Here is a 20,437-nt window from a genome sequence, read left to right on the forward strand (position 1 = left end):
CACTTCTCCTGTGCCATGGTGCGCTTCCTTCCGATTGAACGCGATATATCGCGTTGAGCTGGAACTCACGATATATCGCGTTCCGTCGCGCGGCAACCCCGGGAGCCTCCGGGATCACCCTGAGTCGACCCTGGGATCGGCTGGGGTCGCGACCGCGGCGTCTGCGGTCTCCCATGTGTGGTCTCGGGTTCGCGACTCGTGATGTACAGTTTGCTATACGCATAGTTCGCTATACATGGAGGAAACATGATGATTCGCTGGTTCGTCGCCGTCCTGATCGGAGCGGCGGTCTCGACCCTCGCCGGGGTGGTGGCCTGGGCGCTCTCGCCGATCGCCGCCGGTCTCTCGGGGATCGTCTTCGCCCTCGCCGCCCTTCCGTTCGGCGTGATGCTGGGCTGGATCATCGCCGTGGCCCCCAAGAGCCAGCCCTCGCCGCACACGTCCGAGACTGCGGAGGCGACCTGGATGAACACGGCGCTCGCCGGTACGGCGACCGACGTGGTCCTGGCGGTCGGGCTCGGGCTCGCGGCGATCTCGATCGTGCGGTCGGAACTGCCGACACAGCTCGTGCTGCTCGGCGTCCTGCTCGTCGCCTTCGCCTCGACGGCCACGCGGTACGCGATCGCCCGCACGCGTGCAGTCCGGGCGTGAAGAACTCGCTCAGGGAACGTCGTCAGGACGCCGGTTGGTCGCAGGCCCACCTGGCTGAACTGGTCGGCGTCACGCGTCTGACCGTCATCTCGATCGAGAAAGGGCGATTCGACCCCAGCCTGCCCCTCGCATTCCGCCTCGCGGCGCTGTTCGGGATCCACATCGAGGACCTCTTCGAACCGGATGGCGAACCTCCCCGGCGATGAGCCGCACCTCAGCGGTCATGGTCGGACGAGTCGGGTCATGATCGCCGCCGTTCAGTACCAGCGCGAGATGTTCAGCTCGTCGGGCAGCGGGACGTTCTCCGGAAGCGGGGCGTCCTCGCCGGGAGCCGGCGCGGTGTCGAGGCAGCTGTCGCCAGACGCGACGGGGGCGGTCGGCCGCCACGGATCCGCATCCTCGTCGTGGAAGGGCGCGTAGGCCACACGGTCGGTCAGTCGGAGGGACACGTGCGACTCGAACGCCGCGGTGAAGTCACCGAGCTCCTTCACGGCGAACACGCGCGCCGCCCCGAGCTCACCGGAGCGATCGAAGGAGCAGGAGACGGCGACGGGTGTCCACCCGGCGTCCCGAACGGTCGCGAGCAGCGAACGGGCCTCCTCCAGGGTCGCCCCCGGCACCACCGTCCCGTCCTCGGCGAGTGGTGCCTCCCACTCGTCGGAGCCCGTCACGCTGCCGCGCTGCACCGTGACGTTCGCCGAGGTGTCGGGTGCATGCGCCTCCTGCACGTCGCCGTCGGTGAGCAGCGGATCTGACGCGAGTCGCATGAGTCGAGCGTCGTCGACGTCGTTCGGGGCCACCGCCGGGCGTCCGATGCCGCAGCCGGTGCACAGGGCGGCGAGGATGACGATCGTGATGGCGGAACGCATCGTGCGTCCCCGGGTACTGCGCTGGGTCATGGCGTGTCTCCTGTCGTCGGCAGGTCGATGCCCCACCACGCTAACCGACACTTGTGCGATGCGCCCGGGATCAGGCGAGCCGGTTGCGCCGACGGGTGATGAGGATCGCTGCTCCGACGGCGAGCAGCATCGCTCCGGGCAGGGCGACCGCGAGCGGGACCCCGAAGGGGACGTCGAGCATCGCGGCGACGGCGAGGGCGATGGCGAACCCGAGGCCCACGCCGGCGCCGGTCATCGCGCTCATGACAATGGGGTCGATGCGGGCGGGTCGAGCGGACCGGGGTGAGGAGGTCGTCTTCGAGATCATGGTCCGAGCCTAAGCAGCGCGCCCTCATCCGACATCCGTCGGCTGGTGGAGCGGTCGGTCGAGATCGACTCCACCGAGCGGCGGAGGCAGGAGCCGCGCCGCGTCAGCGCCAGCGGTACTCGAGCTCCGGTCGCCCCGGGGTGCCGTACCGCGGTGAGCGTTCCACCGCACCGGTCTCAGCGAGGTACTCGAGGTAGCGTCGCGCCGTCACCCGCGAGAGCGAACCGGCGGTGGCGGCCTCGCTGGCGGACAACGGATCGTTCGCCTGTCGCAGCAGCTCGGACACCAGCCGGAGGGTGTCCTCCGACAGTCCCTTCGCCAGTTGCGGCCGCGACGACGGCGCTCGCAGCGTGGCGAGGGTGAGGTCGACCTCGTGCTGACTCGCGACGGCACCCTCGGCGGTCATCGTGCGACGGAAGGTCCGGTACGCCTCGAGCTTGTCGGCGAACGCCGGGAAGGCGAAGGGTTTGATGAGGTACTGGACGACCCCGGCCGACACCGCCGCCCGCACGATCCGCAGGTCGCGCGCCGCCGTGATGGCGATGACGTCGACGTCGATCCCCGCGGTCCGGATGCGCCGGCACAGTTCGAGACCGTGCGCGTCGGGCAGGTTGAGGTCGAGGAGGACGAGGTCGATGCGGTCGTCAGGCGAACGGTGGGCGTCCGCGGCCCGCAGCAGGTGCATCGCGGTGGCCGCATCCCCGGCGACACCGGCGAGGGCGAAACCGTCCACCCGACGCAGGTAGGCGGCATGCGCCTGCTGCGCGATCGGTTCGTCCTCGACCACCAGGACGCGGATCGGCTCGCTCATGCCGTCGCCTCGTCCCGGACGCCGACGGCCGCCGGCAGCGTCACGACGAACGCCGAGGCCGGTTCGCGCACGACCTCGATGGTGCCACCGAGGCGGGTCACGGCCTGACGGACGAGCGCCAGCCCGAACCCGCGACCGTACCGGCCGGGCTCCTTCGTCGACCAACCGCGCACGAAAGCCAGGTCGAGCGCCTCGGGATCGAGCCCGGGGCCGCTGTCGGTCACCTGGATCACCAGCTCCGTCGCGTCCGTGCCCGACGTCTGCTCCGCGCCGGACGGATCGGCCAGCCCCTGCCCGAGGTAGACCTCCACCCAGGGGCGCTCGCCGGACGCCGCGTCGATCGCGTTGTCGATGAGGTTCCCGAGGATCGTGACGACGACCGCGGGATCCACGCGGACCCGTCCGAGTGCCGGGTCGCTCTCCAGGTGCAGCTCGACCCCCTGCTCGGCGGCCTGCGCCGTCTTCCCGAGCAGCAGGGCGGAGATCACGGGTTCCTGCTCGGCGGCGAGGACCCGGTCCGTCAGGCGCTGGCTGGCCCCGAGACCCTGGGCGGCGAGTTCGAGCGCCTCGTCGCGGCGATCCAGTTCGATGAGCGAGACGATCGTGTGCAGGCGGTTCGCGAACTCGTGCGTCTGCGAGCGCAGGGCGTCGCTCATGGTGCGCATCGAGGCCAGCTCGCCGCTCAGATGCTCGATCTCGGTGTGGTCGCGCAGCGTCATCACCCAGCCCCTCGGGTGCGGGCCGCCGGCGTCGTCCGGGCCGACGGCCGACTCCTGGTTCACCACGAGCACGTGGTCCTGCGTGAGATGGATCTCGTCGACCGCCTGTCGTCCGCTGCCGAGGAGCTCGCGCAGGCCGGCGTCGATCGGCAACTCGTCCACCGGGACCGCACCGGGCGAACGGTCGCCGAGCGGGAGCCCGAGGAGCTCGGCGGCCTGGTCGTTGACGAGCACCAGGCGCCGTTGCCGGTCGACGAGGACGAGTCCCTCGCGAACGGAGTGGAGCACGGACTCGTAGTAGTCGAACATGCGCGCCAGGTCCTCCGGCCCACGGGAACCGGTGACCCGCGACAGGTACCGGCGGAGGGTCCAGGAGGCGATGCCGCCCACGACGAGCACGAGCAGGGCCGTGCCGAGCAGCCACGGCACCCGGGTCTCGAAGGTCTCGGACACGTTGCTCACGGTGACGCCGGCGGCGACGAGCGCCACGACGGTGCCGTCACCGTCCCGGATGGGTGCGACCGCACGCACCGAGGGGCCGAGGGTGCCCGTGTACGTCTCGGTGAAGGTGCGCCCCTCGAGTGCCGGGGCGATGGTGCCGATGAACGGCTTGCCGATCTGCTCGCGCTCCCGATGGGTGTAGCGCGTGCGGTCGGGAGCCATGATCGTGACGAAGTCGACCCCGGTGTCGCGCATGAGCGCCTCGGCGTAGGGCTGCAGGGTGTCCTGGGGGCGCCGGGTCGTGACCTGGGCGACGACGAACGGGTTGTCGGCGATGCCGTTCGCGACGTCGAGGCACTTCGCGACGGCGCGCTCCTCCGTCTCGGTGCGGGCCTGGAACCAGAGCAGGACGCCGGCGACGAGGGTCATGGCGACGACCGCGACCAGCTGCACGAGGAAGAGTCGTGAGGCGATGCTCATGGACCGACCGGCCATCGTGTCACCTCCGTCTGCTCCGTCGCGTCGACCCTCCCAGTATCGCGGGGTGTCGGCGTGCCTGCGGTCGTCATCGGCGACCAGTACGACCACAAGCGGTCACTACGACCACAACCGGTGCGCGACGGCCCACCGGCCGCAGAGTGGGGCCACTCGACCACCCGCTGCCGCAGAGACGCGACACCGACGAAACGGATCCGGAATGGCAATGACGCTCTCCTCCCTCAAACGGCTGGACAAGACCCACTACCTCTACCTCGCGGTGATCCTCGCGGTGCTCGCCGGCATCGTCGTCGGCCTCACCGCACCGGAGTTCGCGAAGGGGTTGAAGCCCGTCGGCGACGCGTTCGTCGCCCTCATCAAGATGATGATCGCCCCGGTCATCTTCTGCACGATCGTGATCGGCGTCGGCTCCATCGCCAAGGCCGCGACGGTCGGCAAGGTCGGCGGTCTCGCGATGCTGTACTTCATCGTCATGTCGACCTTCGCCCTCGCGATCGGCCTCGTCGTCGGCAACCTCATCCAGCCGGGTGCGGGTCTGAACCTCGCCGAGACGAGTTACCAGGTGGAGGGGGAGGCGAAGAGCACGACCGAGTTCATCCTCGGCATCATCCCCACCACACTCGTGTCGTCGCTGACGGGCGGCAACATCCTCCAGGTGCTGTTCGTCGCCCTGCTCGTCGGGTTCGGCCTGCAGAAGATGGGCGCGACGGGTGAGCCGATCCTCCGCGGGATCAAGCTGATCCAGGCGCTCGTGTTCCGCGTGCTCGCGATGATCATGTGGATCGCGCCCATCGGGGCCTTCGGCGCGATCGCCGCCGTGACCGGGTCCGCCGGCGCCAGTGCACTCGTCGGGCTCGCGACGCTCATGGTCGCGTTCTACATCACGTGTGCGGTGTTCATCGTCGTCATCCTCGGTGGCGTCCTGCGGCTCGCCACCGGGTTCAACATCTTCGCGCTCATGAAGTACCTCGGCCGTGAGTACCTGCTCATCGTCGGCACCTCCTCTTCTGAGGCCGCCCTGCCACGGCTCATCGCGAAGATGGAGCACCTCGGCGTCTCGAAGCCCGTCGTCGGCATCACCGTGCCGACCGGCTACTCCTTCAACCTCGACGGCACGGCGATCTACCTGACGATGGCGTCGATCTTCATCGCCGACGTGATGGGGGTGCCGATGAACCTCGGCGAGCAGATCTCGCTGCTCGCGTTCATGATCATCGCGTCGAAGGGTGCGGCCGGCGTCACCGGTGCCGGGCTCGCGACCCTCGCCGGCGGCCTCCAGGCGAACCGTCCCGACCTCGTGGACGGCGTCGGCCTCATCGTCGGGATCGACCGCTTCATGTCGGAGGCTCGCGCCCTCACGAACTTCACCGGCAACGCGGTCGCCACGATCATCATCGGCACCTGGGTGAAGGAGGTCGACCGTGCGCAGGTCGTCGAGGTCCTCGCCGGCCGGTCGCGGTTCGACGAGGCGACGATGAGTGTCGACGACCACACGGGTGCGGTGGCGGTGGCGAAGCACTGATCGAACCCGTCGACAGGCTCAGGGACCGGACCTCCGGACCCTGAGCCTGTCCGCGTCCCTGAGCCTGTCCCGGACCCTGAGTCCGCCTTTGGTCCCTGAGCCTGTCGAAGGGCTAGTTCGCCGGGGAGTCGACGATCGGCTTCGACGGCGGGGTGTCGCCCTCGAGCGCCGCCTCACCGGCGGCCGGGCGCGCGGTGCTCGGGGCGATCCGGAACAGCGGGATCGTGTAGCCGCAGATCGGGCCGATGAGGACGGCGAACAGCACGGTTCCGATGCCGACGTTGCCGCCGAGGAGCCAGCCGATGCCGAGGACCACCACCTCGACGCCCGTGCGTCCGACCCAGATGGGCCAGCCGGTGACCCGGTGGATGCCGGTCATGAGGCCGTCGCGCGGACCGGGGCCGAAGTTGCCACCGATGTAGAGCCCGGAGGCGACGCCGAGCAGCAGGAGTCCGCCGGCGAACAGCAGGATGCGCGCCCAGAGGTCGAGGTCGGCGGGGATGACGGCGAGGCCGATGTCCGCCGAGGGACCGACGAGCAGGACGTTGAGGACGGTGCCGACACCGGGGCGCTGCTTCAGCGGGATCCAGGCGAGGAGCACGACCCCGCCGACGATGATGGTGATGAGGCCGAACGTCAGGCCGGTGCGCAGGTTGAGGCCCTGGGTGAGGACGTCCCAAGGGGCGACGCCGACGGCTCCGCGGACGATCATGGCGATGGCGATGCCGTACAGGAAGAGGCCGATGAGGAGTTGGAGCACACGACGGGTCATGGTGGACAATCCAATTCCACGATTGGCTTTGGCGCTAGAGGCCAATCTGGCTATCGTGGTTCAATGGCCTCCATCACCCTGAGTGCACGCTCGCTCGCCGCCCTGCTCGGACAGTGGAAGAACGCCGCGCCGGCGTACCGCGGTCTCGCGGATCGCATCCGCCTACTCGTCCTCGACGGCCGCATCCCCGTCGGCACCCGGCTTCCCGCCGAGCGCGAGTTGGCCGAGCGCCTCGGCTTGAGTCGCACCACGGTCACCGCCGCCTATCGGGAACTGCGCGAGGCGGGGTATCTCCGCAGCATCCGCGGCTCGGGGAGCGTCACCCTCCTGCCGTCAGCCCCGGTCTCGCTGGCCCCGGTGCCGCAGGGCGGGTTCCTCGACTTCAGCAAGGCCGCCGTGCCGCCGTGCCCGGAGATCATCGACGCGGTCCAGACGGCCGCCGCCGAGCTCCCGCGGTACATGCACGACTTCGACTACGACCTCGTCGGCATGCCCGAACTCCGGCAGGCGATCGCCGACCGCTACACGGCTCGCGGTCTGCCCACCGACCCCGACGAGATCATGGTGACCGTCGGCGCGCAGCACGCCATCGCCCTCATCGCCCGCACCCTGCTCAGCCGTGGCGACCGCGTGCTCGTCGAGATGCCGAGCTACCCGCACGCCTACGAGGCACTCCGGGCGGCAGGAGCCCGGCTCGGCGCGGCCACGGTCTCGTCGGAGACCGGGTGGGACGTCCGGGAGCTCGAGCAGTGGTTCGAGCGCACCAGTCCGGCCATGGCCTACCTCATGCCCGACTTCCACAACCCGACCGGCGCCTCGATGCCGCTCGAGACCCGCCGACGCGTCGCTGCGGCCGCCCAGCGCCACGGGACGGTCCTCGTCATCGACGAGACCACGGCCGAACTCGACATCGACCGGCCGACGGACGAGGGCCTCGACGGCACCCCGTTCGCGGCGCTCCCGGGTGCGCCGGCGTCGATCGTCACGATCGGGTCCGTCGGCAAGACGATCTGGGGCGGCCTCCGCATCGGGTGGATCCGCGCCGAGCGGGGCACGATCAGGAAGCTCGTCTCGGCGCGGTCCCTGGGCGACCTCGGCACGCCGATCCTCGACCAGCTGACCGTCCAGCAGTTGCTGCCGGCGATGGACGGCATCGTCGCGCGTCGGGGCCAGGCCCTCGGCGAGACCCGCGACCGTCTCGTCGACCTGCTGGCCGAACGGCTGCCGGACTGGACGGTGCCGCGCGTCGACGGCGGCATCGCCACCTGGGTGAACCTCGGTGAGGCGGCGTCCTCCCAGCTCTCGCTCGCGGCTCGCGGTCACGGGCTCGTGATCGTCGCCGGACCACGGTTCGGCATCGACGGTGCGTTCGAGCGCTATCTGCGCATTCCGATCAGTTATCCGTGGGCGCAGACCGAGCAGGCGGTCGAGCTGTTGACCGAGACGTGGAACTCGGCCATGTTCGGTCACGTCCCCGCGCTGGACTACCTCGAGGACGTGGTCTGACCCGTCCTCGAGGGGCGACATCGCTCCACAGGACACGCGAATGCACGCGGTGTCCACCGTCTGCGGGAGACCGCGGTCGGAGCGTTCTGCGGTGACATACTTGCAGAGTCGGCACCTCTCGCATCAACCGAAAGCGGCTCCGTGCATCTGCTCTCCGTCCTCAGCATGAAGAACCGTGCGTTGATCGCGCTCGTCACCATCGTGGCCGCCGTGTTCGGCGTCCTCGCGGTGGGTGGTCTCAAGCAGGAACTGATCCCCTCGGTCCAGTTCCCGCAGCTCGCGATCATCACGAGCTACCCGGGTGCGGCGCCCGAGGTCGTCAACGACGACGTCTCGACGCCGATCGAGACGGCGATCCAGGGCGTGCCCGGCATCGAGTCCACCTCGGCGACCTCGAGCACGAACACGAGCCTCATCTCCGCGACCTTCACCTACGGCACGGATCTCGCCACCGCCGAACAGAAGATCACCCAGGCGATCAACCGCATCAAGTCGACCCTGCCCGACACGGTCGACCCGCAGGTGGTCAGCGGCAGTCTCGACGACCTCCCGGTGATCCAGATCGCCGTCTCAGGCGCGGCCGACCAGGACGGTCTGGCCGAGGTGCTGTCGAGCTCGGTCGTCCCCGACCTCAAGGACGTCGAGGGTGTGCGCGACGCCGCGATCGTCGGCGAGGTGGGCAAGCGGGTGACGATCACCCCCGACGACGCGAAGCTGGCCCTCGCCGGGCAGACGAGCCGGGTCATCGGCACCACGCTGCAGCAGAACGGCTCCCTCCAGCCCGCCGGCGACATCACGGAGGACGACAAGACCTTCTCCGTGCAGACGGGCACGAAGCTCACCTCCGTCGACGACATCGCCGCGCTGCCCATCACGGGCGCCTTCGCCGCCGACGGTTCCGTCCTGACCATCGGCGACGTCGCGACCGTCGCGCTGACGGACGACCCGATCACCTCGATCTCGCGCGTCGACGGCGAGTCGGCGCTGACGATCGCCGTCACGAAGCTTCCCGCCGCGAACACGGTCGAGGTCTCGCAGGGCGTTCGCGACATCCTGCCCGAACTCGAACGGACCATCGGCACCGACGCGAAACTCACCGTCGTGTTCGACCAGGCCCCCTACATCGAGCAGTCGATCGAAGCGCTGACGACGGAAGGCCTCCTCGGTCTCGTCTTCGCCGTGCTGATCATCCTCGTCTTCCTCCTCGACGTCCGCGCCACGATCGTGACCGCGATCTCCATCCCGACCTCGGTGCTCATCACCTTCATCGGGCTCCAGGTCGCCGAGTACTCCCTCAACATCCTGACCCTCGGCGCACTGACGATCGCGATCGGACGCGTGGTCGACGACTCCATCGTCGTGATCGAGAACATCAAGCGGCACCTCTCCTTCGGCGACAACCGGACCGGGCCGCAGCGCGTCGCATCGATCCTGAGCGCCGTCCAGGAGGTGGCCGGAGCGATCACCGCCTCGACCGTCACCACCGTCGCCGTGTTCCTCCCGATCGCGTTCGTCGGCGACGTGACCGGCGAGCTGTTCCGACCCTTCGCCCTCACCGTGACGATCGCCCTCCTCGCCTCGTTGCTCGTCGCGCTGACCATCGTGCCGGTGCTCGCGTACTGGTTCCTCCGCGCCCCGAAGGCCAAGCGGGCGGCCGCGGCCGCGGCTGTGGAGGAGGCGCCGGCGGCATCGAGCGGGTCCGTCCGGAGCCGACGCGAGCGCCGCGTCAGCGTGCAGGACGAGGACGACCTGGAGAAGCCCTCGCGGCTCCAGAAGGGCTACCTGCCGATCATCCACTGGACGCTCAAGCACTCGGTCACCACACTGGTGCTCTCGGCGGTGGTCCTCATCGGCACCTTCGCGCTCATCCCCTTCATGAAGACGAACTTCCTGGGAGACTCGGGCCAGAACACGCTGACCGTCACCCAGACCCTGCCGGTGGGCACGAGTCTCGACGCTCAGGACGCCGCGGCGGAGCAGGTCGAGACCAAGCTGCGCGACATCGACGGCATCGACACCGTCCAGCTGTCGATCGGGTCGAGCGGCAGCTCGGTGCGCGACGCGTTCTCGGGCGGTGGCGGCGGTGCCATCACCTACTCCATCACGACGTCCGAGGACGCCGACCAGACGGCGCTGCAGAAGACGGTCCGCAAGGACCTCGCCGGTCTCGACGACGTCGGTGAGATCGAGGTGACGGCCTCGGCGGGCTTCGGTGGCTCGAGCGACATCGAGATCGACATCACCTCCGCCCGGCAGAGCGACCTGGCCGAGGCCGCCGACGCCATCCAGGACGCGGTCACCGGGCTCGACGGCGTCGACCAGGTCACGAGCAACCTGAGTGAGTCGCGACCCTTCGTCCAGGTGGCGGTCGACCGCGACGCCGCTGCCGCCGCCGGGTACAGCGAGGTCGCCCTCGGCGCCTACATCTCCCAGCTCATGCAGCCAACGACCGTGGGTTCCATCGTCATCGACGACACCACCCTCACCATCTACCTCGACGCGCAGGACCCGCCGACGACCGTCGACGCCCTCGCCGCCACGCAGGTGCCCACGGCCACCGGCCCACGCCGCCTCGACGCCCTCGCCACGGTCTCCCAGGTCGACGGCCCGTCGAGCATCTCGACCGTGAAGGGGCTGCGTTCCGCGACCATCAGCGCGACGCCGGCGAGCGACAACCTGGGCACGGCGAGCGCCGAAGTCCAGAACGCCATCGACGACGTCAAGCTGCCCGCCGGCACCTCGGCGACCCTCGGCGGTGTCACGGCCTCGCAGAGCGACGCGTTCGGCCAGCTCGGCCTGGCGCTCCTGGCCGCCATCCTGATCGTGTACGTCGTCATGGTGGCGACGTTCCGCTCGCTGCGTCAGCCGCTCGAACTGCTCGTGTCGGTCCCCTTCGCCGCGACGGGCGCGATCGGACTCCAGATCATCACCGGCATCCCGCTGGGCGTCCCGTCGATCATCGGCGTGCTGATGCTCATCGGCATCGTCGTGACCAACGCGATCGTGCTGGTGGACCTCGTCAACCAGTACCGTCGCCGGGGCATGACCGTCGCCGAGGCGGTCGAGCACGGTGCCGCCCGCAGACTGCGTCCGATCCTCATGACGGCACTCGCGACGATCTTCGCCCTCACGCCGATGGCCATGGGGCTCACCGGACACGGCGGGTTCATCTCCCAGCCGCTCGCGATCGTCGTCATCGGTGGTCTCGTCTCCTCGACGGTGCTGACCCTCGTCGTGTTGCCGTCGCTCTACAACCTCGTCGAGGGCTTCCGCGAGCGTCGCGAACTCCGCCGTGCAGCGGCGGAGAAGCCCCGGGCGCGTTCCGTGGCCGCGATCGAAGGCCCGCGGGCCACGGCGCCGGTCGAGGAGCCCGCGCTCGTCGGCGCCGGTGTCGGCGGCGTCGGCGCAGCAGAGCGTCCGGCCACGACTGAGACCGGAGCGAGCGAGTCGACCGCCTCGACGGTCACGCCCGGTCCGATCAATGCGACGGAACCGACCGAGGTGACGGAGCCCACCGACACGGTTGCGACGACCGAGGTGGCGGGGCCGACCGACACGACCGGGGCGACCGAGGCGACCGAGACGGTCGAAACGACCGAGCCGGGCACGGACGCCGGATCGATCGACGAGGGCGCAACCGCGGACGCGGGCGAGCCGACGGCTCCCGCGGCCCACGAGGTGCATGGAGCACACGTCGCGGTCGGCGACGAGCTCCCACGGACTGAAGCGATCTCCCTGCCGGACGCCACTGCCGAGACGGCTGCGGCGGAGGTTGCCCACCACGGAGAACACGTCGCCGCCGGAGCACCGACGGACGCCGCGCCCATCGCGGACCCGGAGTCGACCACCCAGGTGGATCAGGCCGCTGACGTCGAGCCGTCGACGGACACGCAGCCGCTGACGGATCCGGAGCCGACCACTGCGGAGCAGCCGACGACCGAGGTTGCGCCGGTCGCCGAGGAGCAGGCGTCTGAGGTGCCGTCCACGGACGCTCCGTCCGCGGATGTTCCGTCCGCGGATGTTCCGTCCGCGGACGAGTCGTCCTCCGAGGCGGCCTCCACAGACACCCCGTCTTCTGACGAGCAGGCGTCTGAGACACCGTCCACGGATGCCCTGCCCGCAGATAAGCCGGTGTCTGAGACGCCGTCCGCGGACGCCCAGTCTCCCGAGGCGCCCTCGCCCGACGGACCGCAGCGGCCCAAGCGCCGTCGCGCCCAGTGGCCGTGAAGCCGGTCGGCGTGAACCCCCTGCGCTGAGCCCTCCCGGCTCAGCGCAGGGCGCCCACCGCCTCCGTCGCCGCCTCGACGACGGCGCCGGCCTGCACCAGGGCGACGACGGCTTCGATCTCAGGTGAGAGGAAGCGGTCGGGTCCTGAACCCGCGACGTCCGCCCGGACCCGCCGGACCACAGCGCCGGTGCCGGTGCCAGGACGGAGCGGCGCCCGCAACTCGAGCCCCCGCGCGGCGGTCATGACCTCGATCGCGAGGACCCGGCCCAAGCCGTCGATCGCCCGCCGCAGCTTCCGTGCCGCAGCCCACCCCATCGACACGTGGTCCTCCTGCATGGCGGAGGACGGGATCGAGTCCACCGACGCGGGATGCGCCAGGCGCTTCAGCTCGCTCACGATGCCCGCCGCGGTGTACTGCGCGATCATCAGACCGGAGTCCACCCCGACCTCGTGCGCCAGGAACGGCGGCAGGCCGTTGCTGCGCGAACGGTCGAGGAAACGGTCCGTGCGACGCTCCGACATGGAGGCGACGTCGGCCACGACGATCGCCAGGAAGTCCAGCACGTAGGCGACCGGAGCGCCATGGAAGTTCCCGTTCGACTCGACCCGCCCGTCCACCGTCAGCACCGGGTTGTCGACCGCGCTCGCGAGCTCCCGCCCGGTGACCAGCTCCGCATGAGCGACCGTGTCGCGCGCGGCACCGTGCACCTGCGGGGCACAGCGCAGCGAGTACGCGTCCTGCACCCGGGTGCACTCCGGGCCACGGTGGCTGGCCACGATCGGGGAGCCGTCGAGCATCCGGCGCAGGTTCGCGGCACTGTCGGCCTGCCCCGCCTGCGGGCGCAGCGCCTGGAGGTCGGCGGCGAACACCGCATCCGTGCCGAGCAGGCCCTCGACGCTCATCGCCGCGGCCACGTCGGCGGTCTGCAACAGCATCCGCAGGTCGTGCACCGCCAAGGCCAGCATGCCGAGCATGCCGTCGGTGCCGTTGATGAGTGCCAGCCCCTCCTTCTCGGCGAGCCGCACCGGCGTGAGTCCCGCGGCGGCCAAGGCCTCGCTGGCCGGACGGCGCGCCCCCGTGGCGTCGACGACGTCACCCTCGCCCATCAGCGCGAGGGCGGCGTGCGCGAGGGGCGCGAGGTCACCGGAGCATCCGAGCGACCCGTACTCGCGCACCACCGGGGTGATGCCGGCGTTCAGCATCGCCGCGTACGCGCGGACGGTGTCGACACGGACGCCGGTCCGACCCGTCATGAGCGTCGAGAGCCGCAGCGTCATCAGCGAGCGCACGACCTCCGCTTCGACGGGTTCGCCGCTGCCCGCCGCATGCGAGCGGACGAGGCTGGCCTGCAACTGCGCCCGCCGGTCGGGGTCGATGAACGTGGTCGCGAGCGCGCCGAAGCCGGTGGAGATCCCGTAGTGGGGCTCAGGATCGGACGCCAAGGCCTCGACGATCCGACGGGATGCCGCGACGCCCTCGAGCGCCGCCTCGTCGAGGTCGATCACGGCGCCGTGCCGCGCGATCGCGACGACGTCGTCGATCGACAACGGCCCTGCGCCGAGGAGGACGGGCCGGTCGTGCCCCTCCGGTCGAGCCGCGCCCGGTGTCGTCGAACCAGCGGGCGTCTCCGTCGTGCCTGGGTGCATGTCCATCCTCCGATGCAACACCCGTGGGCCTGGTGGGGCGTGGCGCGTAGAGTCGTCCGTGTCTGGGATGCCAGACGTTCCGCGCAGGACGGCATGGAGCCGCACCCGGTCGCGCGGACGGGAGCGGAAGGAGCGGGCGATGAGCCAGGTACCGGCAGCGGACGCCACCCTCCGCGTGCTCAGCCATCTCGCGGCCGCCCGTGGTCCAGTCCCCGCCGCAGCGATCGCGACGTCACTCGGCCTCCCTCGATCGACGGTCTACCACCTCCTCGGCGTGCTGCAGCAGCACGGCTTCGTCGTCCACCTGCCGGAGGCGCGCCGCTACGGACTCGGGGTCGCGGCCTTCGAACTCTCCGGTGGGTACGCCCGGCAGGAGCCGCTCAGCATGCTCGGCCGACCGCTGTTGGCGGAGCTGGTCGACCGCCTGGGCGAGAGCGCCCACCTCGCGGTGCTGCACGGTCGTGACGTGCTGTACATCGTCGAGGAACGGGCTCCTCGGCGGCCGCACCTCGTCACCGGCGTGGGGGTCCGGTTGCCCGCCCACCTGACCGCGAGCGGATGCGCGATCCTCGCCGCGCTCCCGACTGGCCAGCTGCGTGCGTTGTTCCCCGACGAGGCGGCATTCGTCGACCGCACCGGCCACGGGCCCAAACGGTACCGGGAGCTGCGCCAGCTCCTCGCCCGGACGGCCGAGGACGGCTACGCGCGGGAGGAGGGCGGCGTGACGGTGGGCCTCGCGAGTGTGGGCGTCGTCGTCCGTGACCACACGGGGTGGCCGGCTGCGGCGATCGCGGTCACCTACGACGCCGACGACGGGCCGGATCCGGCGTGGTTGGCGAAGGAGATCGGGCCTGCGGCAACCGAGCTCTCCCGTCGCATCCGCGGACGCTGAGCGCCCGGATGAGCGCCCGGGAGCAGGCTGCCGGGTCGTGGCTCAGTCGACGGAGCGCAGGATGAGTTCGAGCAACGCGGTCGCGTAGGCGTCGGGAGCGGTCGCCGCACTGAACCGGCGCACTTCGCCGCCGAGCTCGACGACGACCGTGTACGCCTCGGTGTCGCCGAGGGACAGCAGGACGTCGAGTTCCTCGTCGAGCGTCTGCTCCTCATCTGCGGGGTTCGGCACGGTCACCGCCCGTTCGAGCGAACGGAACGAGCCGCGCAGCAGGGCACGCAACTGGTGCTCCGAGGGCAGCCAGAGCGTCTCCTCCTGGTCGACCGAGTCGAGCGCCCACTCGGTCGTGCCGTTGAAACCGAAGCTGCGCCCACCCGGGTGCTCGTGCACCTCGACGGTCATCTCGCTCACGGTGAAGACGTCACCGGCGAGCTCGCCACCGTCGATGGTGAAGCGGTCGCCGGGTTCGGGCGTCCAGCGGAGACCGGCGGTGCGGAGCGCTCTGGCGAGTTCAGCGGAGATCATCCGTCCAGTATCGCCGACCACGGTCCGACGGAACCCGCAACCCCTCGATTCGGAGGGTTCGCTCTGCGAGGGTGGTTGTCCTGTCCGAAGGGTCCGATGATGCCCGAGCACGATGACCGCCAGCCGGCGCGATGTCCTGCGCGCGGACGCGTCACGACCACCCGGCTCTCGGGGGCGCCGGGCATGCAGGAGGCGTCCGGTGCCATGCGCTTCGTCGACGTCGACCCGGACCGCTTTTCCATGACCATCGACGCCGTGGCGCTCGGCGACTATGTCGTCCATCGGAACCTCGTCGGCCCCGGCACCTTCGACGTCGTCGACGCCGCCGGAGCGGAGGAGCCGGTCGCGATGATCATCCTCCTCACCGACGGTTCGGTGAGTCTGATCCACGGACGGCAAGAACTCGACCTGCATCCCGGTGGTGGCGCGCTCGCCGTGTCGGAAGAGGTCTACCGCACGACCGTCGATGAGCAGGCCACCTACCTGTACGTCTTCGTCCCCCTGCGCGCGCTGCGTCGCCTGGGCATCACGCCGACGCCGTTCGGGGCGCTCGCCCCGTCGCCGCTGCTGCGCGCGAGCGCGGCCTTCCTCGAGGAGGTCGTCTCGAGCTTCGAACCGATCGGTGGTGCCGCGCAGGTGCGCCTGTGTCGCGTGATCGACACGATGCTCGCCACCCTGTACGCCGAGAACGACCTCTTCCAGGCGGACGCGGACGCCGGACGCGTCCCGATCCGGTTGCGGATCATGGAGCACATCGCCGTCTCGTTCGCGGAACGCGAGCTGCGCCCGGAGACGCTCGCCCGCCGTTTCAACATGTCGACCCGCTCCCTGCAGCGCGTGTTCGAGGGCTCTGGTACGAGCGCGGCCGGCGAGATCGCCGAACGCCGACTCCAGCTCGCCCTGGCGCTCCTCTCCGACCCCGACCACCGGGCGCTGTCGATCGCGGAGGTCGCAGCCCGCTGCGGATACCACTCGCAAGCGCACCTCCGCCGGGCCGTCGTGGCGCACACCGGGTTCAGCCCGACCCAGGTGCGGGAGCAGGCGACGACAGGCGGCTCCTGAGCGACGCCGGTCCGTCCGTGACGCCGGCGGTCAGCTCGCCGGACGCCGAACCCGACGCGGCGCCGTCAGCCAGGGACGGAGCATCCTCGTGACGAGCGGCAGGAGCCAGTACGTCATGATCGGCGTGAGGATGAGCGTCGAGATGAGGACGTGCAGGAAGACGCCGAGCGGTTCCCACCCGGGCACCAGGCTCGTCACCAGGAGCGTGAAGACGAGGTTCAGGGGGAAGAACCCCAACCAGATGCTCACCGCCTGCTTCCACCGCGGGGGCGCGGGCGGCACGGGGTCGGGATCGTTCGAGCGTTCGGCCTCATCGACGCGAAGGATGCCCTCCGGAGCGTCGAACCACCCCTCGATCCCGCTGCGTCGCTCCACCCGCGACTGCTCCATGAACTCCCGCCCGCTCGACAACCACCAGGCGCGCTCCTTCGACTCCTCCCAGTCGGTGAGGGTCTGTTCGTCGGCGAAGCGGTAGAGCATGTACCAGACGTCGCTCTCGGCGCCCGCGCGCACCCAGCCGGAGCCGAGGAAGCCGGGGTAGCGGTTGGCGAGGTTGATGCCCGCCTGCACCCAGATGGTGGCCTCGGAGATCGACGCCGGGTTGACGCGTCGCTCGATCGAGACGGTGATGGGATCGTGTTCCATCCCTCCAGTAGACCGCACTCGTGTTTCGATCTCGTGTCCCGGCCCCGCGCCGTAGAGTCGAGGCATGGCGACTCCTGACTTCGTACTGGCCCTCCGCGAGCGGATCGGTCACGCGCCGCTCTGGTTGACGGGGGTGACCGCGGTCGTCCTCCGCGGCCTCGGGACGCCTGAGGCAGAGGTGCTGCTCGTCCGACGGGCCGACAACGGTGCCTGGACGCCCGTCACCGGGATCATCGACCCGGGGGAGGAGCCTGCGGTCGCGGCCGAACGCGAGGTGCTCGAGGAGGCTGCCGTGGTCGCCGTCGCCGAGCGGTTGTCGCAGGTGCAGGTGCTCCCGCAGAACGTCTACGAGAACGGCGACATCACCCAGTACATCGACCTCGTGTTCCGCTGCCGGTACGAGTCGGGTGAGCCGTACCCGGCGGACGGCGAGAACTCCGAGGCGCGGTGGTTCCCGCTCGATGCGCTGCCGGCCGAGGTCTCGCAGAACTTCCGCACCCGGATCGCCCTCGCGGCCTCCGACACCCCCGAGGCCCACTTCGTCCGCTGAGCCGTCGACAGCCGTTCAGTGCGCGGCGGCGGCGGCGATGGCGTCGGCTGCGCGGACGAGTCCGAGGTGCGACAGCGCCTGCGGGGTGTTGCCGACCTGCCGACCCTCCTGCACGTCGTACTCCTCGGACAGGAGGCCCAGGTCGTTGCGGAACGACAGCAGGCGGTCCATCAGCGTCCGCGCGTCGTCGAGCCGTCCGGACGACGCGTACTGCTGGACGAGCCAGAACGAGCACGCCAGGAACGGGTGCTCCTCGCCCGGGAGCCCGTCGACGCCGCTGGTAGTCCGGTAGCGGAGGAGCAGGCCGTCCTGCAGGAGGTCCTCCTCGATGGCCGCGACCGTCGTGAGCATGCGTGGGTCGTCCGGCGCGACGTAGCCGATCTGCGCGAGGACGAGGAGCGACGCGTCGACCTCCGTCGTCCCGGCGTGCTGCACGTAGCATCCGCGGGCGTGGTCGACGTTCTCGCGTTCGATGGTCTCCCGCAGGGTCTCGCGAAGCGCCTCCCAGCGCTCGACGGGACCGTCGAGGCCGTACTCCCGGACCGCCCGGACGCCGCGGTCGAGCGCCGCCCAGATCATCGCCCGGGAGTGGGTGAAGTGCTGCTCCTCGCCGCGGACCTCCCAGATCCCCCGGTCCGGGCGGTTCCAGTGCTCCTCCAGCACGCCGAGGAGCGCGCGCTGCAGGCTCCAGGAGAAGTCGTCCTCGGCGAGCCCCACCGAGCGTGCCTCGTCGAGGGCGATCATGACCGAACCGAACACGTCACCCTGGTACTGCGTGTAGGCGCCGTTGCCGACGCGAACGGGCGCGGCGCCGAGGTACCCGGGCAGGCTGTCGAGCTCCTCCTCGACGAGATGGCGTTCGCCCGCGAGGCCGTACATGATCTGCAGGTCGTTCGGGTCGCCGGCGATCGCGCGCAGCAGCCACCCCCGCCAGTCGTGCGCCTCCTCGGTGAACCCGTGCTGCATGAGGGCTTCGAGGGTCAGGGACGCGTCGCGCAGCCAGACGTAGCGGTAGTCCCAGTTGCGGACGCCGCCGAACGACTCCGGCAGGCTCGTGGTCGCGGCGGCGACGATACCGCCGGTGTCCTCGTGCGTGAGGGCCCGCAGCACCAGCAGCGAGCGGACCACCGCCTCCTCGTATTCCGCGGCCGGGTCACAGCGGGCGGCCCAGTCCCGCCACCAGTCGGCCGTGTGGTCGATCCGACGGCCGACGTCGACGGGCTCCGGCACGTCGCGGTGCGAGGGGTACCAGGTGAGCGTCAGGTCGACGGTGTCACCGGCGGACACCTCGATGGACGCCGAGTGGGCGTGGTCGGAGGCGGTCAGGCGCACCCCGCGGAGGACGACGGCGTCGGGACCCGCCACGGCGACGATGCCGGATCGGTCGGGCAGTTGGCGCACCCACGGCACCGCGTCGGCGTACCCGAAGCGGATGCGGACGTCGACGTCGACGGTCACGGTGCCTCGGACGCCCTCGATGCGGCGGATGACGTCGGCTCGGCGGTCCCCGTGCGGCATGACGTCCGTGACGCGGATCTCGCCGTCGCCCGTCGTCCAGGTGGTCTCGAGGACGAAGGTGTCGTCGAGGTAGCGGCGGGTCGCGCGCGCGTCCGCGTCGGCCGGGCGGACACTCCACCGGCCGTGGTCCTCGGTACCGAGCAGGGCGCCGAACATGGAGGCGGAGTCGAAGCGGGGGAGGCAGAGCCAGTCGATGCTGCCCTCCGTCGAGACGAGTGCTGCGGTGTGGCAATCGCCGATGAGGGCGTAGTCCTCGATGGGGCTGGGCATGACCCCATGCTGCCACGCCTCGTCGGGAGCGCCTGGGAGCGATGCCCCGTGACTTCTCAGGGTCGATCAGGTAATGTAGCGAAGTCGGCTCTAGACACCGCGTTTGTACCGCGGAGGGTTATGTCAGTCTGGTGGGCCGGTTTCGTCGGAGAGAACTCCGCGAACACACACACGATGTGAACGGTCCCGGCCATTGATCGCCCGGGTATGAGCATGCCGCAGCGCAGCCGAGGTTTCGGATGGCGCTGTGTGAGTCATGCAGGTCGTTCATGCGAACGAGTTATAACCCGGAAAGCAATTCCCCCATGCCCAAGAACAACACCCCCGCCGGCAAACGCCCGGCCAAGAACTTCGACCCCAAGTCCAAGTACGGCGAGAACAAGCGCCCCTTCGGCTCGCGCCCCGGCGCGAAGTCCGGCAGCAAGAGCGAAGGCCACCGCGGCTACCGTCCCGACGCCGGCGGAGCACCGCAGAAGTCCCGCTGGAACGCCGACGAGCGCGCCGAGCGCGCCGCCCGCTTCGAGTCGGAGGAGCGCGGCGACCGTGCACCCCGCGGCGGCGACCGCAACGAGCGTCCGGCCTACAACCGTGGTGGCGACCGGAACGAGCGTCCGGCCTACAACCGTGGTGGCGACCGCAACGAGCGTCCTGCTTACAACCGTGGTGGCGACCGCAACGAGCGTCCTGCGTACAACCGTGGTGAGCGGACCGAGCGTCCGTCCTACGGTGACCGCAATGAGCGTCCGTCCTACAACCGTGGCGAGCGGACCGAGCGTCCGTCGTACGGTGACCGCAACGAGCGTCCCGCCTACAACCGTGGTGGCGACCGGAACGAGCGTCCTGCGTACAACCGTGGCGAGCGGACCGAGCGTCCGTCGCACGGCGACCGGAACGAGCGTCCTGCGTACAACCGTGGTGGCGACCGGAACGAGCGTCCTGCGTACAACCGTGGCGAGCGGACCGAGCGTCCGTCG

At 70.3% G+C, this 20,437-nt stretch carries 17 protein-coding genes and 1 pseudogene; 9 read left to right on the top strand and 9 right to left on the bottom strand.

What is annotated here, in order from left to right; all coding sequences use genetic code 11:
* Positions 1-246: 246 nt before the first annotated feature.
* Positions 247-651, top strand: coding sequence for a hypothetical protein (locus tag QRN26_RS18685; protein ID WP_056008676.1), 405 nt, complete (start codon positions 247-249; stop codon positions 649-651).
* Complete coding sequence (locus tag QRN26_RS18690) at positions 648-857, top strand: helix-turn-helix transcriptional regulator (RefSeq protein WP_056008674.1); 210 nt, start codon at positions 648-650, stop codon at positions 855-857. The genes QRN26_RS18685 and QRN26_RS18690 overlap by 4 nt, the downstream gene beginning before the upstream one ends.
* 51 nt (positions 858-908) lie before the next feature.
* Here QRN26_RS18690 and QRN26_RS18695 read toward each other — a convergent pair whose 3' ends face one another.
* From QRN26_RS18695 to QRN26_RS18710, 4 genes are all read right to left on the bottom strand, one after another.
* Complete coding sequence (locus tag QRN26_RS18695) at positions 909-1,550, bottom strand: hypothetical protein (RefSeq protein ID WP_285037870.1); 642 nt, start codon at positions 1,548-1,550, stop codon at positions 909-911.
* A 70-nt stretch (positions 1,551-1,620) separates the two neighbouring features.
* Positions 1,621-1,857, bottom strand: coding sequence for a hypothetical protein (locus tag QRN26_RS18700; protein ID WP_056008668.1), 237 nt, complete (start codon positions 1,855-1,857; stop codon positions 1,621-1,623).
* A gap of 103 nt (positions 1,858-1,960) precedes the next feature.
* Positions 1,961-2,668, bottom strand: a complete 708-nt coding sequence (locus tag QRN26_RS18705; RefSeq protein WP_056008665.1) for a response regulator — start codon at positions 2,666-2,668, stop codon at positions 1,961-1,963.
* Positions 2,665-4,308 carry a sensor histidine kinase gene (locus tag QRN26_RS18710; RefSeq protein WP_235526765.1) on the bottom strand — a complete coding sequence of 548 codons (1,644 nt, stop codon included), beginning with the start codon at positions 4,306-4,308 and terminating at the stop codon, positions 2,665-2,667. Before QRN26_RS18710 ends, QRN26_RS18705 begins: the two co-directional genes overlap by 4 nt.
* Before the next feature lie 217 nt (positions 4,309-4,525).
* On the opposite strand from QRN26_RS18710, the gene QRN26_RS18715 reads away from it, so the two are divergent.
* A complete protein-coding gene (locus tag QRN26_RS18715; protein WP_285037871.1) occupies positions 4,526-5,848 on the top strand; it encodes a cation:dicarboxylate symporter family transporter in 1,323 nt (440 codons plus the stop codon).
* Between the two features lie 112 nt (positions 5,849-5,960).
* Here the strand turns inward: QRN26_RS18715 and yczE are convergent, their stop codons facing one another.
* Positions 5,961-6,620, bottom strand: coding sequence for a membrane protein YczE (gene yczE, locus QRN26_RS18720; RefSeq protein WP_056008660.1), 660 nt, complete (start codon positions 6,618-6,620; stop codon positions 5,961-5,963).
* A 63-nt stretch (positions 6,621-6,683) separates the two neighbouring features.
* Between yczE and yczR the strand changes: the two genes are divergently transcribed.
* Positions 6,684-8,126 carry a MocR-like transcription factor YczR gene (gene yczR, locus QRN26_RS18725; RefSeq protein WP_056008657.1) on the top strand — a complete coding sequence of 481 codons (1,443 nt, stop codon included), beginning with the start codon at positions 6,684-6,686 and terminating at the stop codon, positions 8,124-8,126.
* 141 nt (positions 8,127-8,267) lie between these two features.
* Positions 8,268-12,353, top strand: a complete 4,086-nt coding sequence (locus QRN26_RS18730; RefSeq protein WP_350223937.1) for an efflux RND transporter permease subunit — start codon at positions 8,268-8,270, stop codon at positions 12,351-12,353.
* A gap of 40 nt (positions 12,354-12,393) precedes the next feature.
* On the opposite strand, the gene hutH is transcribed toward QRN26_RS18730, so the two are convergent.
* On the bottom strand, positions 12,394-14,007 hold the full coding sequence (hutH, locus tag QRN26_RS18735) for a histidine ammonia-lyase (RefSeq protein WP_285037872.1): 1,614 nt from the start codon (positions 14,005-14,007) through the stop codon (positions 12,394-12,396).
* Positions 14,008-14,140: 133 nt separating this feature from the next.
* Here hutH and QRN26_RS18740 point away from each other — a divergent pair, with 133 nt between their 5' ends.
* Positions 14,141-14,893, top strand: a complete 753-nt coding sequence (locus QRN26_RS18740) for an IclR family transcriptional regulator (protein ID WP_285037873.1) — start codon at positions 14,141-14,143, stop codon at positions 14,891-14,893.
* 42 nt (positions 14,894-14,935) lie between these two features.
* Here QRN26_RS18740 and QRN26_RS18745 read toward each other — a convergent pair whose 3' ends face one another.
* On the bottom strand, positions 14,936-15,418 hold the full coding sequence (locus QRN26_RS18745) for a hypothetical protein (protein WP_056008651.1): 483 nt from the start codon (positions 15,416-15,418) through the stop codon (positions 14,936-14,938).
* A gap of 99 nt (positions 15,419-15,517) precedes the next feature.
* Between QRN26_RS18745 and QRN26_RS18750 the strand changes: the two genes are divergently transcribed.
* Positions 15,518-16,480, top strand: a complete 963-nt coding sequence (locus tag QRN26_RS18750; RefSeq protein WP_162239345.1) for an AraC family transcriptional regulator — start codon at positions 15,518-15,520, stop codon at positions 16,478-16,480.
* Between the two features lie 30 nt (positions 16,481-16,510).
* Here QRN26_RS18750 and QRN26_RS18755 read toward each other — a convergent pair whose 3' ends face one another.
* A complete protein-coding gene (locus tag QRN26_RS18755; RefSeq protein ID WP_056779082.1) occupies positions 16,511-17,125 on the bottom strand; it encodes a putative antibiotic biosynthesis monooxygenase in 615 nt (204 codons plus the stop codon).
* A 64-nt stretch (positions 17,126-17,189) separates the two neighbouring features.
* Here QRN26_RS18755 and QRN26_RS18760 point away from each other — a divergent pair, with 64 nt between their 5' ends.
* On the top strand, positions 17,190-17,675 hold the full coding sequence (locus tag QRN26_RS18760) for an NUDIX hydrolase (RefSeq protein WP_056008642.1): 486 nt from the start codon (positions 17,190-17,192) through the stop codon (positions 17,673-17,675).
* Between the two features lie 15 nt (positions 17,676-17,690).
* Here QRN26_RS18760 and QRN26_RS18765 read toward each other — a convergent pair whose 3' ends face one another.
* Positions 17,691-19,523: a glycoside hydrolase family 15 protein gene (locus tag QRN26_RS18765; protein ID WP_285037874.1), complete on the bottom strand. Its 1,833-nt coding sequence runs from the start codon at positions 19,521-19,523 to the stop codon at positions 17,691-17,693.
* A 245-nt stretch (positions 19,524-19,768) separates the two neighbouring features.
* On the opposite strand from QRN26_RS18765, the pseudogene QRN26_RS18770 reads away from it, so the two are divergent.
* Positions 19,769-20,437, top strand: a pseudogene (locus QRN26_RS18770) (DEAD/DEAH box helicase); the annotation flags it as partial.

Source organism: Plantibacter sp. ME-Dv--P-095, assembly GCF_030209365.1.
In the GTDB taxonomy this organism is placed as follows: Bacteria; Actinomycetota; Actinomycetes; order Actinomycetales; family Microbacteriaceae; genus Plantibacter.